Origin of the sequence: Mycobacterium asiaticum, assembly GCF_001668675.1 — a bacterium.
Lineage (GTDB): Bacteria > Actinomycetota > Actinomycetes > Mycobacteriales > Mycobacteriaceae > Mycobacterium > Mycobacterium asiaticum_D.
Map to the genome: position 1 here is coordinate 1 of NZ_LZKQ01000106.1, position 15166 is coordinate 15166.

13 protein-coding genes and 2 tRNA genes are annotated in these 15166 nt (G+C 64.7%); 11 read left to right on the top strand and 4 right to left on the bottom strand.

What is annotated here, in order from left to right; all coding sequences use genetic code 11:
- The 4 genes from yidC to rpmH all read right to left on the bottom strand — a co-directional run.
- Positions 1 to 365 (bottom strand): membrane protein insertase YidC (yidC, locus tag A9X01_RS09505; RefSeq protein ID WP_155772009.1); only part of this gene is annotated, 365 nt, incomplete at its 3' end.
- Positions 349 to 702 carry a membrane protein insertion efficiency factor YidD gene (gene yidD / locus A9X01_RS28945; RefSeq protein ID WP_081282294.1) on the bottom strand — a complete coding sequence of 118 codons (354 nt, stop codon included), beginning with the start codon at positions 700 to 702 and terminating at the stop codon, positions 349 to 351. The genes yidC and yidD, both read right to left, overlap by 17 nt.
- A complete protein-coding gene (gene rnpA / locus A9X01_RS09510; protein ID WP_065120521.1) occupies positions 699 to 1061 on the bottom strand; it encodes a ribonuclease P protein component in 363 nt (120 codons plus the stop codon). The genes yidD and rnpA overlap by 4 nt, the downstream gene beginning before the upstream one ends.
- A gap of 24 nt (positions 1062 to 1085) precedes the next feature.
- Complete coding sequence (rpmH, locus tag A9X01_RS28950; protein ID WP_019735309.1) at positions 1086 to 1229, bottom strand: 50S ribosomal protein L34; 144 nt, start codon at positions 1227 to 1229, stop codon at positions 1086 to 1088.
- A gap of 566 nt (positions 1230 to 1795) precedes the next feature.
- On the opposite strand from rpmH, the gene dnaA reads away from it, so the two are divergent.
- From dnaA to A9X01_RS09560, 11 genes are all read left to right on the top strand, one after another.
- A complete protein-coding gene (gene dnaA, locus A9X01_RS09515) occupies positions 1796 to 3274 on the top strand; it encodes a chromosomal replication initiator protein DnaA (protein WP_065120534.1) in 1479 nt (492 codons plus the stop codon).
- A gap of 507 nt (positions 3275 to 3781) precedes the next feature.
- Complete coding sequence (dnaN, locus tag A9X01_RS09520; protein ID WP_065120522.1) at positions 3782 to 4978, top strand: DNA polymerase III subunit beta; 1197 nt, start codon at positions 3782 to 3784, stop codon at positions 4976 to 4978.
- Positions 4979 to 4998: 20 nt separating this feature from the next.
- Positions 4999 to 6165 carry a DNA replication/repair protein RecF gene (gene recF / locus A9X01_RS09525; RefSeq protein ID WP_065120525.1) on the top strand — a complete coding sequence of 389 codons (1167 nt, stop codon included), beginning with the start codon at positions 4999 to 5001 and terminating at the stop codon, positions 6163 to 6165.
- Positions 6162 to 6707 (top strand): DUF721 family protein, encoded by a 546-nt coding sequence (locus tag A9X01_RS09530; RefSeq protein WP_065120528.1) that lies wholly within the window; start codon positions 6162 to 6164, stop codon positions 6705 to 6707. The genes recF and A9X01_RS09530 overlap by 4 nt, the downstream gene beginning before the upstream one ends.
- Positions 6708 to 6941: 234 nt before the next feature.
- Complete coding sequence (gene gyrB / locus A9X01_RS09535; protein ID WP_065120535.1) at positions 6942 to 8975, top strand: DNA topoisomerase (ATP-hydrolyzing) subunit B; 2034 nt, start codon at positions 6942 to 6944, stop codon at positions 8973 to 8975.
- Between the two features lie 33 nt (positions 8976 to 9008).
- Positions 9009 to 12779 (top strand): intein-containing DNA gyrase subunit A, encoded by a 3771-nt coding sequence (gene gyrA / locus A9X01_RS09540; RefSeq protein WP_065120530.1) that lies wholly within the window; start codon positions 9009 to 9011, stop codon positions 12777 to 12779.
- A gap of 89 nt (positions 12780 to 12868) precedes the next feature.
- Positions 12869 to 13735: a DUF3566 domain-containing protein gene (locus tag A9X01_RS09545; protein ID WP_065120532.1), complete on the top strand. Its 867-nt coding sequence runs from the start codon at positions 12869 to 12871 to the stop codon at positions 13733 to 13735.
- Between the two features lie 67 nt (positions 13736 to 13802).
- Positions 13803 to 13876: transfer RNA gene (locus A9X01_RS09550), tRNA-Ile, on the top strand.
- A 26-nt stretch (positions 13877 to 13902) separates the two neighbouring features.
- A complete protein-coding gene (locus A9X01_RS29785; RefSeq protein ID WP_155772010.1) occupies positions 13903 to 14043 on the top strand; it encodes a hypothetical protein in 141 nt (46 codons plus the stop codon).
- A tRNA-Ala gene (locus A9X01_RS09555) sits at positions 14034 to 14106 on the top strand. Before A9X01_RS29785 ends, A9X01_RS09555 begins: the two co-directional genes overlap by 10 nt.
- Positions 14107 to 14221: 115 nt before the next feature.
- Positions 14222 to 15166: IS481 family transposase (locus A9X01_RS09560; RefSeq protein ID WP_065120537.1), on the top strand; the 945-nt coding region annotated here is incomplete at its 3' end.

Sequence of the window (15166 nt, forward strand, 5' to 3'; positions counted from 1 at the left end):
AGACCCAGGAACACCGGGATCTGCGCCAGCATCGGCAGGCAGCCCAGGATCGGATTGAACCCGTGCTCGCGCTGCAGCTTCTGCATCTCGAGCGCCATGCGCTGACGGTCCTTGCCGTACTTCTTCTGCAGCGCCTTGATCTGAGGCTGCAGCTCCTGCATCTGCCGGGTGGTACGGATCTGCCGCACGAACGGCTTGTACAGCAGTGCGCGCAAGCTGAACACCAGGAACATCACCGACAGTGCCCAGGCGAAGAAGTTGTCCGGTCCGAGCACAAACGCGAACGCTTTGTACCAGACCCACATGATCCACGACACCGGGTAGTAGATGAAGTCCAGGCTGAAGAAATCAAACAAAAGATCCACTCTCCCCTTGCTGTGCCGGAACGTCTCCGGCCGCAGTATCGAAGTTGGTCCGGCACTCGTGGCGCTCCGGGATTGGATCCCATCCTCCCCGATGCCACGGCCCGCACTTTGCGAGCCTGGCTACCGCCAGCCAACCTCCCCGAAGAACTCCGTACTCGGCCAAGGCCTCGACCGCGTATTGACTGCAGGTTGGGACGAACCGGCACGACGCCGGGCGCAGCGGCGACACCATGTGCCGGTAAAGCTGAATGAGATAGATCAACGCGCGCGCGACGGGGGTGCCTACCCTGCCGGCGGAGCGAACCGCGCCCGCAGGGTTCCACTGGGCGGCGCTCACCGCTCGGTACCCGCCAGCTCGAAGGCTCGACGCAGTCCGCTGCGCAGCTGTTGCTCCAGCCACGCCGACGAGACTTGCTTGCTACTCGGCAACGCTCGAATCACCACCTGGTCATGCGGGTGCAAGCTGTCCAGCATCGGCCGGGCGACGTGACGCAGCCGCCGTGCCACTCGGTGACGTTCGACCGCAGAGCCCACCCGCTTGGCAACGATCAACCCGACCCGCGGCCCGGGGACATCGTGTTGGTCACTCCCCCGCCGCACGTGCACAACCACATCCGGCTGCACCGTGCGCATCCCGTACCGCACGGTCGCGTCGAACTCAGACGACCGCCGCATGCGGTTACGTGCGGAAAGCACGGCTAACGGGACCCGAGCTTGCGATCAGGCAGTTAAAGAACGACGACCCTTACGCCGCCGGCCGGACACGATGGCCCGACCCGCGCGAGTACGCATCCGCAGCCGGAAACCGTGAACGCGGGCTCGGCGCCGGTTGTTCGGCTGGAAGGTCCGCTTGCCCTTGGCCACGGCTATTCTCCTCGTGTGTTGGCATAACCGTCCGCCGACTGATGCTTCGCAATTCGTCGAGCGGAGGTGTTCCCGCTTGCTGGCCGGCGCGGTCCCCGGACACATGACCGGGTCGCAGCCGTATCGCCGACTTTCGGGCGACTGTTTGAGGGTACTGACGCGGCTTGTCCTGGTCAAACCTCGCCCGCCTCAGCAGACTCACAACGATGGCCGGTTCGGTCCGATCCCGACGGCCCCGCGCGTGGCCGATTCTGGTCAGATCATCAAGAACGCCAGCGGAATACAAGAGAACTGTTGGCAGCCGCAACGAAAACTGTTAGCTTCTTGCGGGGTAGCATTCAAGCCGCTGCGGAGTTGGGACTCTGACGACAATGAAGCGAGGATGGCGGATCGACTAGCTGAGCGGACAATCGCATGGTTGTCTACAGCGTGAAGATCACGAGCCGTTGCCAATAGGCGGCGGCACGCTATTGACCTTCCTTTCCACATCTGTGGATAACCATGTGGACAGGTGCATCGTCGCCATCAGCAGTTGCACCTCGACCGTCGGACCAGGAGATGCGTCGTTGACCGATGACCCCGGTTCTGGATTCGCCACGGTGTGGAATGCGGTGGTCTCCGAACTCAACGGTGAATCGCCCAACGGCCACGCCCTGGCCACGCCGCTCACACCCCAGCAGCGCGCCTGGCTGAACCTGGTCCAGCCACTCACCATCGTCGAGGGTTTCGCTCTGCTCTCGGTGCCGAGTGTGTTCGTGCAGAACGAGATCGAACGCCATCTGCGCACCGCCATCACCGACGCGCTCAGTCGTCGGCTCGGCCAACAAATCCAGCTCGGGGTCCGTATCGCTCCGCCACCCGCCGACGACGACGGGGTTGCCGCGGACAACGTCACGTCGGCGCCGGACGAACCCGATACGGACGACGGTGACACGGTGATCGGGCCGGGACAGAACTGGCCGAACTACTTCACCGAGCGTCCCGCCGCATCCGACGGCGGCTCGGCCGCCGGCGGCACCAGCCTCAACCGGCGCTACACGTTCGACACCTTCGTCATCGGCGCTTCGAACCGTTTCGCGCACGCCGCCACCCTGGCCATCGCCGAGGCGCCCGCCCGCGCCTACAACCCGCTGTTCATCTGGGGTGAATCGGGTTTGGGCAAGACCCACCTGCTGCACGCGGCCGGCAATTACGCACAACGGTTGTTCCCCGGCATGCGGGTCAAGTACGTCTCCACCGAGGAATTCACCAACGACTTCATCAACTCGTTGCGTGACGACCGCAAAGTCGCGTTCAAGCGCAGCTACCGCGACGTCGATGTGCTGCTGGTCGATGACATTCAGTTCATCGAAGGCAAGGAAGGCATCCAGGAGGAGTTCTTCCACACCTTCAACACCCTGCACAATGCGAACAAGCAGATCGTCATCTCCTCCGACCGGCCGCCCAAGCAGCTGGCCACCCTCGAGGACCGGCTCCGCACCCGATTCGAGTGGGGCCTGATCACCGATGTCCAACCGCCCGAACTCGAAACACGCATCGCCATCCTGCGCAAGAAGGCACAGGTCGAGCGTCTCGCGGTGCCCGACGACGTCCTGGAACTCATCGCCAGCAGCATCGAGCGCAACATCCGCGAACTCGAGGGCGCGCTGATCCGGGTCACCGCGTTCGCCTCGTTGAACAAAACACCGATCGACAAAGCCCTGGCCGAGATCGTGTTGCGCGACTTGATCGCCGACGCCAGCGGCATGCAGATCAGCGCGGCCACCATCATGGCCGCCACCGCCGAGTACTTCGACACCACCGTCGAGGAATTACGCGGTCCCGGCAAAGCCCGACCGTTGGCGCAGTCCCGACAGATCGCGATGTACCTGTGCCGGGAGCTCACGGATCTCTCGCTGCCCAAGATCGGCCAGGCGTTCGGCCGCGATCACACCACCGTGATGTACGCCGAACGCAAGATCCGCAACGAGATGGCCGAGCGGCGCGAGATCTTCGACAACGTCAAAGAACTCACCACCCGGATCCGGCAGCGCTCCAAGCGCTGAATCCCCCTCTTACGCACCTCATCGCCGGGTTTCCGCGCGTCCTTTTTTAAAAAACTTCTCTACCTCGAGTCACAACCGCACCAGCGGCGCGCTGTGTGTAGTCCTGTGTACAAAGCTGCCGAACTCCAGTGCAGCACCGGCGCCGCGGTGCACCACGGTGCTTCATCCCCAGCCGCCCAACATCACCCACACAGCCGTGCACGGTGTCTTACACAGCCGACTCCGGCCCGGAGCAGCAAAAAGGCCGGTTGTCCCCAGCTTGCACACCCCTTATTACTGATATTGAGATCTCTCCGTAATTTCTTCTTTGAAGTACACCCCTGGGGACGTTCGGTGCGAGGCGTCCGCGGGCAGCCCGCCCACCGGCTTTGTCACCGTTTACGTTTAGCTTTCAAGTTGGCCCGAGAAGCTCTACGGTTGTTGTTCGACTGCCGTTACGGTCGTCGTTGCGAATGACACACCGGCAGGGGAGCCGGGTACGGATTCGAACTCTGGTGAAGGGACGCAATGGACGCGGCTACTACACGGGCTGTCACCGACTTGAAGTTTCGTTTGGTGCGGGAGTCCTTCGCCGAAGCGGTGTCGTGGGTGGCCAAGAACCTGCCGTCCCGGCCCACCGTGCCGGTGCTTTCCGGGGTGCTGCTCACCGGCTCCGACGACGGCCTGACGATTTCCGGATTCGACTACGAAGTTTCCGCCGAGGTCCAGGTCGCTGCCGAAATCGCTTCCCCGGGAAGCGTTTTGGTGTCCGGGCGGCTGTTGTCCGACATCACCCGGGCGTTGCCGAACAAGCCTGTCGATTTCTACGTCGACGGCAACCGGGTAGCGCTGACCTGCGGCAGCGCGCGGTTCTCGCTCCCGACGATGGCGGTCGAGGACTACCCGACGCTGCCGACGCTGCCCGAGGAGACCGGGACGGTGCCGGCGGAGTTGTTCGCCGAGGCCATCGGCCAGGTCGCGATCGCGGCCGGTCGCGACGACACCCTGCCGATGCTGACCGGGATCCGGGTGGAGATCTCCGGTGAGACGGTGGTGCTGGCGGCGACCGACCGGTTCCGGCTGGCGGTGCGTGAGTTGACCTGGTCGGCGTTGTCGCCCGACATCGAGGCCTCGGTTCTGGTCCCGGCCAAGACGCTGGCCGAGGCGGCCAAGGCCGGCGCCGACGGCTCCGAAGTACGGCTGTCGCTGGGTTCTGGATCCGGAGTGGGCAAAGAGGGACTGCTCGGCATCAGCGGCAACGGCAAACGCAGCACCACTCGGCTACTTGACGCCGAATTCCCGAAATTCCGTCAGCTGCTGCCGGCCGAACACACCGCGGTGGCCACCATAAACGTGGCCGAATTGACGGAGGCGATCAAGCTGGTCGCGCTGGTGGCCGACCGGGGGGCGCAGGTCCGGATGGAATTCGCCGACGGGATGCTGCGGCTGTCGGCCGGGGCGGACGACGTGGGTCGGGCCGAGGAGGATCTGGCCGTCGACTACGCCGGTGAGCCGTTGACGATCGCGTTCAATCCCACCTACCTCACCGATGGTCTCGGCTCGCTGCACTCCGAGCGGGTGTCGTTCGGCTTCACCACCCCGGGTAAGCCGGCTTTGCTGCGGCCGGCCTCGGCCGGCGACGCCGTGCCGACCGGCAGTGGCCCGTTCCCGGCGGTGCCGACCGATTACGTGTATCTACTGATGCCGGTACGGCTGCCGGGCTGATCATCGAGGCGTCGAGGTAGGTGTACGTCCGGCATTTGGCGTTACGGGATTTCCGATCCTGGGCGCGTGCGGAAATCGACCTGACCCCGGGTCGTACCGTCTTCGTCGGTCCGAACGGTTTCGGGAAGACGAATCTCGTTGAGGCACTGTGGTATTCGACCACGCTTGGCTCACATCGGGTCGGCACCGACGCCCCGCTGATCCGCGCCGGGGCCGAACGTGCCGTGGTGTCGACGATCGTCGTCAACGACGGCCGGGAATGTGCGGTGGACCTCGAGATCGCCGCGGGCCGAGCGAACAAGGCGCGACTGAATCGGTCACCGGTGCGCAGCACGCGCGAAATTGTCGGTGTGCTGCGCGCGGTGTTGTTCGCGCCAGAAGATCTCGCCCTGGTCCGGGGTGATCCCGCCGAGCGCCGCCGCTACCTCGACGAGCTGGCAACGGTACGCCGTCCGGTCATTGCCGGCGTGCGTGCCGACTACGACAAAGTACTGCGGCAACGCACCGCATTGTTGAAGTCCTTGTCCGGCGCGCGGTTCCGCGGTGACCTCAGCGCGTTGGACACACTCGACGTCTGGGACAGTCGGCTCGCCGAGTACGGGGCCGAACTGATGGCCGCCCGCATTGACCTGGTGAATCAGCTGGCACCCGAAGTGGAGAAGGCGTACCAACTGTTGGCGCCGGAATCACGTTCTGCCGCAATCGGTTACCGTGCCAGTACGGACTCCGTGGTCCCCGGTGCCGATCACGCGGCCGACCGGGAAATGCTGGAGGCCACGTTGCTGGCGGCGCTGGCCGCGCGCCGCGACGCCGAACTGGAGCGCGGGGTCTGCCTGGTCGGCCCGCACCGGGACGACCTGGAACTGCGACTCGGTGATCAACCCGCCAAAGGATTTGCCAGCCACGGCGAATCCTGGTCGTTCGCGGTGGCGTTGCGCCTTGCTGCCTATGAATTGCTGCGCGCCGACGGCGGTGAACCGGTGCTGTTGCTGGACGACGTCTTCGCCGAGCTGGATACCAAGCGCCGCCGGGCGTTGGCAAACGTCGCGGAGTCAGCTGAGCAGGTGCTGGTGACCGCGGCGGTGCTGGAAGACATCCCGGAGGGCTGGGACGCGACCCGGGTACATATCGAACTGCGGGACAGCGATGCCGGCGCGGTGTCGACCGTTGCGGCGGTGCAGGAATGACCGAGGCCGAGAACGCCGCGGGCGGCGACGAACTGCGGGGCATCGATCTGGTTCGGCGAACCCTGGAAGACGCGCGCGCTGCCGCCCGTGCCCGGGGACAGGACGCGGGACGGGGACGCGCGGCCCCGGTTCCGCGCCGTCGCGTCGCCGGCGGGCGACGCAGCTGGTCGGGTCCCGGCCCGGACGGGCGTGACCCGCAACCGCTGGGACGGCTCGCGCGCGACCTGGCCAAGCAGCAGGGCTGGACGACGCACGTGGCCGAAGGCACGGTCTTCGGGCATTGGAACTCGGTGGTTGGTGAGCAAATCGCGGAGCATGCGACCCCGAGCGCACTCAACAACGGGGTGCTGAGCGTGACGGCCGAATCGACGGCATGGGCGACCCAGCTGAGGCTGATGCAAGCACAACTGCTGGCTAAGATCGCCGCCGCCGTCGGCAACGGCGTGGTGACGTCGCTGAAGATCACCGGCCCGGCGACGCCGTCGTGGCGCAAGGGCCCGCGGCACATCGCCGGCAGAGGCCCGCGGGACACCTACGGTTAGGGGTTCTTGACAGCCCGGACGGTCGCGCTCTGAGAGCCGCCAGAAATTAACGGACCCGCATTCGGCAGGTCGGGACGCGGCGACAACGAAGATAACGAGCGCACGGCGCAATGAGATGGGTAGAAACGCGCCCGCAAGATCGGTCCTGACGGTAGTTCACGGTAGAGTGGCAGAAGTGCGACCGCTGCGGTGAATGAACCGCTCGCATGCAACCCCAAGGAGAGCATTCCGACCGTGGCTGCCCAGAAGAAGAAGGCACAAAACGAATACGGCGCTTCCGCCATCACCGTTCTCGAAGGATTGGAGGCCGTCCGCAAACGCCCGGGCATGTACATCGGCTCCACGGGTGAGCGTGGTTTGCACCACCTCATCTGGGAGGTGGTCGACAACTCGGTGGACGAGGCGATGGCCGGTTATGCCACCAAGGTCGATGTGCGAATACTCGACGACGGCAGCGTGGAGGTCGCCGACGACGGCCGTGGCATTCCGGTCGCCATGCACGCCACCGGCGCCCCGACAGTCGACGTCGTCATGACCCAGTTGCACGCCGGTGGCAAGTTCGGCGGTGAGAACAGCGGCTACACCGTCAGCGGCGGGTTGCACGGTGTCGGCGTGTCGGTCGTCAATGCGCTCTCGACGCGACTCGAGGTCGACATCAAACGCGATGGGCACGAGTGGTCTCAGTACTACGAACGCGCGGTACCCGGGACGCTCAAGCAGGGTGAGGCCACGAAGAAGACGGGGACCACCATCCGGTTCTGGGCCGACCCGGACATCTTCGAGACCACCGAGTACGACTTCGAGACAGTGGCGCGCCGGCTTCAGGAGATGGCGTTCCTGAACAAGGGCCTGACCATCAACCTGACCGACGAGCGGGTGGACCAGGACGAGGTCGTCGACGAAGTCGTCAGTGACACCGCCGATGCGCCGAAGTCCGCCGAGGAGAAAGCGGCGGAATCCAAAGCGCCGCACAAGGTCAAGCACCGCACCTTCCACTACCCCGGCGGTCTGGTCGACTTCGTCAAGCACATCAACCGGACCAAGAGCCCGATTCAGCAGAGCGTCATCGACTTCGAGGGCAAGGGCACCGGCCACGAAGTCGAGATCGCGATGCAGTGGAACGGTGGCTACTCGGAGTCGGTACACACCTTCGCCAACACCATCAACACCCATGAGGGCGGCACGCACGAAGAGGGCTTCCGCAGCGCGCTGACGTCGGTGGTGAACAAGTACGCCAAAGACAAGAAACTGCTGAAGGACAAGGACCCGAACCTCACCGGTGACGACATCCGCGAGGGACTGGCCGCCGTCATCTCGGTCAAAGTCGCCGAGCCGCAGTTCGAGGGTCAGACCAAAACCAAGCTGGGCAACACCGAGGTCAAGTCGTTCGTGCAGAAGGTCTGCAACGAACAGCTCACCCACTGGTTCGAGGCCAACCCCTCGGAAGCCAAAACCGTTGTCAACAAAGCGGTATCGTCCGCGCAGGCCCGGATCGCGGCGCGTAAGGCCCGAGAATTGGTGCGGCGCAAGAGCGCTACCGACCTCGGCGGGCTGCCCGGCAAGCTTGCCGACTGCCGCTCGACCGACCCGCGCAAATCCGAGTTGTACGTGGTGGAGGGTGACTCGGCCGGCGGCTCGGCCAAGAGCGGTCGCGACTCGATGTTCCAGGCCATCCTCCCGCTGCGCGGCAAGATCATCAACGTCGAGAAGGCCCGCATCGACCGCGTGCTGAAGAACACCGAAGTCCAGGCGATCATCACCGCGCTGGGCACCGGTATTCACGACGAGTTCGATATCTCCAAACTGCGCTACCACAAGATCGTGTTGATGGCCGACGCCGACGTTGACGGACAACACATTTCGACGTTGTTGCTGACCCTGCTGTTCCGGTTCATGCGGCCGCTGCTCGAGCACGGCCACGTGTTCCTGGCGCAGCCGCCGCTGTACAAGTTGAAGTGGCAGCGCAGCGACCCCGAATTCGCCTACTCCGACCGGGAGCGCGACGGCCTGCTGGAAGCCGGGCTGAAGTCGGGCAAGAAGATCAACAAGGAAGACGGCATTCAGCGCTACAAGGGTCTCGGCGAGATGGATGCCAAGGAGTTGTGGGAAACCACGATGGACCCGTCGGTGCGGGTGCTACGGCAGGTGACGCTCGACGACGCCGCCGCGGCCGACGAGTTGTTCTCCATCCTGATGGGCGAGGACGTCGAGGCGCGCCGCAGCTTCATCACCCGTAACGCGAAAGACGTTCGCTTCCTGGACGTTTAACCAGTCCGCCTTCGACGATCAGACGAGGAATAGATGACTGACACGACGTTGCCGCCCGGTGACGACTCGGTAGACCGGATCGAACCGGTCGACATTCAGCAGGAGATGCAGCGCAGCTACATCGACTACGCGATGAGCGTGATTGTGGGCCGCGCGCTGCCGGAGGTCCGCGACGGCCTCAAGCCGGTGCACCGCCGCGTGCTGTATGCGATGTACGACTCCGGGTTCCGGCCGGACCGCAGCCACGCGAAGTCCGCCCGGTCGGTCGCCGAGACGATGGGTAACTACCACCCGCACGGCGACGCCTCGATCTACGACACCTTGGTGCGGATGGCCCAGCCGTGGTCGCTGCGGTATCCGTTGGTCGACGGGCAGGGGAACTTCGGCTCGCCGGGTAACGACCCGCCGGCCGCGATGCGGTACTGCGTGACGGGCGATGCGCTGGTGCGCCTACCATTTGGCCAGTCCGCGCGGATCGCTGACATCGTGCCCGGCGCACGACCCAATTCGGACAATTCTGTCGAGCTGAAAGTGCTGGACCGGCATGGCAATCCCGTGGCGGTTGACCGAGTCTTCCACTCCGGAGAGCACGAGACTTACACCGTCCGTACAGCAGAAGGCTACGAAGTTACCGGCACGTCGAACCATCCACTGCTGTGTCTGGTTGATGTGGGTGGCGTACCGACGTTGCTCTGGAAGCTAATCTCCGAGATCCGACCGGCCGATTGGGTTGTCTTGCAGCGCACCCCGCCGGTTGAGCTCGGTCCAGCGGACTGGCATGACGCGTTGGAGGCGCACCTCCTGGGGGCCTTCATCAGCGAGGGATTCGCCTCCGAATCGCGGGCGGGATTCAACAACCTCGACCGCGACTACTTCGGGATCACCCTCGCCGCATACGACGCCGTCGTTGGCGGTCGGCGCTACATTTCGTCTCGGACTATCGCCTCCGGTTCGACGTTGCATGAGCTCGACATCCATAACCTGACCGAACTCAAGAAGACACGACTGGCTGGCCTGATCAATCAGCGTTCAGCAGACAAGGCGATACCTGACTGGTTGTGGAATTCGTCCGCGGCCGCGAAACGCGTGTTCTTGCAAGCACTCTTTGAGGGTGACGGATCGTGCTCCCAATTGCCGCGCAACACCATTCAGATCTCTTACTCCACACGCAGTGGTCGGCTGGCCGCCGGAGTTCAGCAGATGCTGCTCGAGTTCGGGGTCGTATCAAAGCGGTATCGAATGGCGAGCGGTGAACACAAGGTCGTCATCACTAACCGCGCACAGGCGGAAAACTTCGCGGAGCAAGTCGGGTTCGGCGGCGCCAAGCAGACCAAATTAGCCACCATTTTGAGCGCGATGCCTGTCTGCGCCGGCCGGGATAACGACCACGTTCCTGGCCTTGCGAATTTCATCCGTAGGCATGCGGGCGGCTCTTGGGTGGACCGTGACTGGCTGAAGCGCCACAACATCGACAGCATGCAACGTTGGCGCACGCGTGGCGACGAAATACTCTCGCGCATAGCCGATCCCGATGTGCGTGCCATCGCGACAGACCTCACCGATGGTCGCTTCTACTACGCCAAAGTCGCTTCTGTCACCGAAGCCGGCATTCAACCGGTCTACAGCCTGCGGGTCGACACCGAAGATCACGCGTTTCTGACAAATGGTTTCGTCAGCCACAACACCGAGGCACGGCTCACCCCGCTCGCCATGGAGATGCTGCGTGAAATCGACGAGGAGACAGTCGATTTCATCCCCAACTATGACGGCCGGGTGCAAGAGCCGACCGTGCTGCCCAGCCGGTTTCCCAACCTGCTGGCCAACGGCTCGGGCGGCATCGCGGTCGGTATGGCCACCAACATCCCGCCGCACAACTTGCGCGAGCTGGCCGAGGCGGTCTTCTGGTGCCTGGAGAATTACGACGCCGACGAAGAGGCCACGCTGACCGCCGTCATGGAGCGCGTCAAGGGCCCCGACTTCCCGACCTCCGGTCTGATCGTCGGATCCGCGGGCATCGCCGATGCTTACAAGACCGGCCGCGGATCCATCCGGATGCGCGGAGTTGTTGAGGTAGAAGAGGATTCGCGGGGCCGGACCTCGCTGGTCATCACCGAGTTGCCCTACCAGGTCAATCACGACAACTTCATCACCTCGATCGCCGAGCAGGTGCGTGACGGCAGGCTGGCCGGCATCTCGAACATCGAGGACCAATCCAGCGACCGGGTCGGTCTGCGCATCGTCGTCGAGATCAAGCGCGACGCGGTGGCCAAGGTGGTGCTGAACAACCTTTACAAGCACACCCAACTGCAGACCAGCTTCGGCGCGAACATGTTGTCGATCGTCGACGGTGTGCCCCGCACACTCCGGCTCGATCAAATGATCCGCTACTACGTCGAGCACCAACTCGACGTCATCATCCGGCGCACCACCTACCGATTGCGAAAAGCCAACGAGCGGGCCCACATTCTGCGCGGTCTGGTCAAGGCCCTCGACGCGCTCGACGAGGTGATCGCGTTGATCCGGGCGTCCGAAACGGTCGACATCGCGCGCGCCGGCCTGATCGAACTGCTCGACATCGACGAGATCCAGGCGCAAGCGATCCTGGACATGCAGCTGCGCCGGTTGGCGGCCCTGGAGCGGCAGCGCATCATCGACGACCTGGCCAAAATCGAAGCCGAAATCGCTGACTTGGAAGACATTCTCGCCAAACCGGAACGTCAGCGCGGCATCGTGCGCGACGAGCTGCGCGAGATCGTCGACAAGCACGGTGACGACCGCCGTACCCGGATCATCGCGGCCGACGGCGACGTCAGCGACGAGGACCTGATCGCCCGCGAGGACGTCGTCGTGACCATCACCGAGACCGGTTACGCCAAGCGCACCAAGACCGACCTTTACCGCAGCCAGAAGCGCGGCGGTAAGGGTGTGCAGGGCGCTGGGCTCAAGCAGGACGACATCGTTCGGCATTTCTTCGTCTGCTCGACCCACGACTGGATCCTGTTCTTCACCACACAGGGCCGGGTGTACCGGGCGAAGGCGTACGAGCTGCCGGAGGCCTCGCGCACCGCGCGCGGCCAGCACGTCGCGAACCTGCTGGCCTTCCAGCCCGAGGAACGCATCGCCCAGGTCATCCAGATCAAGGGCTACGAGGACGCGCCCTACCTGGTGCTGGCCACCCGCAACGGGTTGGTGAAGAAGTCGAAGCTCACCGACTTCGACTCCAACCGATCGGGTGGGATCGTGGCCGTCAACCTGCGCGACGGCGACGAGCTCGTCGGTGCGGTGTTGTGCTCGGCCGAGGACGACCTGCTGCTGGTTTCGGCCAACGGACAATCCATCAGGTTCTCGGCGACCGACGAGGCGCTACGGCCGATGGGACGTGCCACCTCCGGGGTCCAGGGCATGCGCTTCAACGCCGACGACCGGTTGTTGTCGCTGAACGTGGTCCGCGAAGGCACCTTCCTGCTGGTGGCCACCGCGGGCGGCTACGCCAAGCGGACCGGGATCGAGGAGTACCCGGTGCAGGGCCGTGGCGGCAAGGGCGTGCTGACCATCATGTACGACCGCCGTCGCGGCCGGCTGGTCGGTGCGTTGATCGTCGACGACGAGAGCGAGTTGTACGCCATCACCTCGGTGGGCGGCGTCATCCGCACCACGGCGCGCCAGGTCCGCAAGGCGGGCCGCCAGACCAAGGGCGTGCGGTTGATGAACCTCGGTGAGGGCGACACCCTGCTGGCCATCGCCCGCAATGCCGAGGAGGGCGCCGAGGCGGACGTCGAAGGCGAAGAAGGGGCGGCGACCTAGGCCGCGCGCAGCGGCAGGCAGGCGGTGGCTCGGTGCACGGTGAACCCGGCATAGACTCAGCTACTTGAGTACACACGTTAGGAGTCGGGGTGAGTTCACCGAACGAGCCGGGCGCCCCCAATCAGGGTGACAACCCGAATGGGGAGGGGGCGGTCGAACGCGCCGGCGCGCACCGGGCGACAACCGGACCCGGCCGCCTACCGGATGCCGCGGATTCGCCGCCCTGGCAGCGCGGAGCTGCCCGGGCTGCGTCGCAGTCAGGATCGCAGCCCCGGCCGGGCAATGACGCGCCAACCGATGTCCGGCCGCCCGCCTCTTCGGAGGCACGGCTGAACCGCTTCATCACCGGTACATCTGCACCTTCCAGCTCACAGGCGGAGGCTCCAGCCGTGCGTAGCGAAAACTCACCCGCCGAGGCCTATGCCAGCGAGTTGCCGGATCTCTCCGGTCCCATCCCGCGGACTTCGCAGCGAAACGACCGCAAACCGGTCGCCGATCGGGCCGAGGCACCGAGCGTCTCGGGCACCAGCGGCCGCGCGGCGACCAGCGAATCGCGTGAATCGCGCGTACAGGTGGGATCCCGGCGTGCCCGCGGTCCGGTCCGCGCCAGCATGCAGATCCGGCGGATTGACCCGTGGAGCACCCTGAAGGTATCGCTGCTGCTGTCGGTGGCCCTGTTCTTCGTCTGGATGATCGCCGTGGCGTTCCTGTACCTGGTGCTCGGCGGCATGGGCGTGTGGGCCAAACTCAACAGCAACGTCGGCGACCTGCTGAACAACACCAGCGGCAGCAGCGGGGAGCTGGTCTCCAGTGGAACGATCTTCGGCGGCGCCGTGCTGATCGGGTTGGTCAACATCGTCTTGATGACCGCGATGGCCACCATCGCCGCGTTCGTCTACAACCTGACCACCGATCTGATCGGCGGTATCGAAGTGACACTGGCCGACCGCGACTAGCGTGCACGCGTTTTGGGGGTAGGGCGGCCGGTGCGGTAATCTCGTCGCTCGTCCGTATGCGCAGTACGGGCCTATAGCTCAGGCGGTTAGAGCGCTTCGCTGATAACGAAGAGGTCGGAGGTTCGAGTCCTCCTAGGCCCACGACCATGTGCCCGTCAAGACGTCGTGTGAAGTTCACCTTGCCGCTGGCCGCGGCCGCCTTGGGTGCGGTTGCGGCGGTGGTGCGATCCCGGCGCGATGTCGAGGTGTGGCACGTGGCGCCCGATCCAACCTCTGGTCAAGCACCCGACCAGCCCGAGGGGCCTTAGCTCAGTTGGTAGAGCACCGCCTTTGCAAGGCGGGTGTCAGGGGTTCGATTCCCCTAGGCTCCACAGGTTTTCGTGTATGACGTCGGTTGATGCTTGACATTTCTGTTTCGGGTGATGCCTGACGGTGTTTCGGCTGATGCTTGACAGTTGTTTCGGCTGATCCTTGACACTCCTTCGCATGAGGGAGTTAACCGTGGCCGAGCAGCGGTATGTGGCCGTGATGGCTGTGATTGCTGATGGATTGTCGATTAGTCAGGTGGCTGAGAAGTCGGGGGTGTCGCGCCAGACGCTGCATGCCTGGCTGGCCCGGTATGAGGCGGCGGGCCTAGAGGGGTTGGTGGATCGGTCGCATCGGCCGGTGTCGTGTCCGCATCAGATGCCGGCGGCGGTGGAGGCGGCGTTGTTGGAGTTGCGGCGCTCGCGGCCGTATTGGGGTCCGCGGCGGTTGGTCTTTGAGCTCAAGAAGCGTCGGGTGAGTCCGGTGCCGTCGGAATCGGCGGCGTATCGGGCCCTGGTGCGGGCGGGGATGATCGATCCGAGTGTGCGGGATCGGCGTTCTCGTAAGTGGAAACGCTGGGAACGCGGGGCGCCGATGGAGTTGTGGCAGATGGACATCGTGGGCGGTTTCCCGCTGGCCGATGGCAGCTGCGCGAAGGCGTTGACCGGGGTTGATGATCATTCCCGGATGTGTGTGTCGGCGAAGTTGATGACCCGGGAGCGCACGCGCGCGGTCTGTGACGGGCTGCGGGCGGCGCTGGCGACCTATGGGGCGCCCGAGCAGTTGTTGACTGATAACGGCAAGGTGTTCACGGGCCGGTTTCATCATCCGCCGGTGGAGGTGCTCTTTGATGCGATCTGTCGTGAGCACGGGATTGAGCATCTGCTGACCCAGCCGCGGTCGCCGACCACGACCGGCAAGATTGAGCGGTTCCATCGCAGTCTTCGGGCTGAATTCCTCAGCGGGCATGCACCTTTCGCCAACCTCAAGGCTGCCCAGCAGGCCCTGGATGAGTGGGTGGACTACTACAACAACGCCCGTCCGCATCAAAGCCTGGACATGGCCACCCCGGCGCAACGATTCGCCGCACGCCCGGCGCCGTCACCCGTATCGGGTGCGGGTGGG

Coding starts and splice junctions, on each gene's coding strand:
- dnaN (WP_065120522.1), top strand. CDS start 3,782: ATGGACGCGGCTACTACACGGGCTGTCACCGACTTGAAGTTTCGTTTG.
- gyrA (WP_065120530.1), top strand. CDS start 9,009: ATGACTGACACGACGTTGCCGCCCGGTGACGACTCGGTAGACCGGATC.
- A9X01_RS09530 (WP_065120528.1), top strand. CDS start 6,162: ATGACCGAGGCCGAGAACGCCGCGGGCGGCGACGAACTGCGGGGCATC.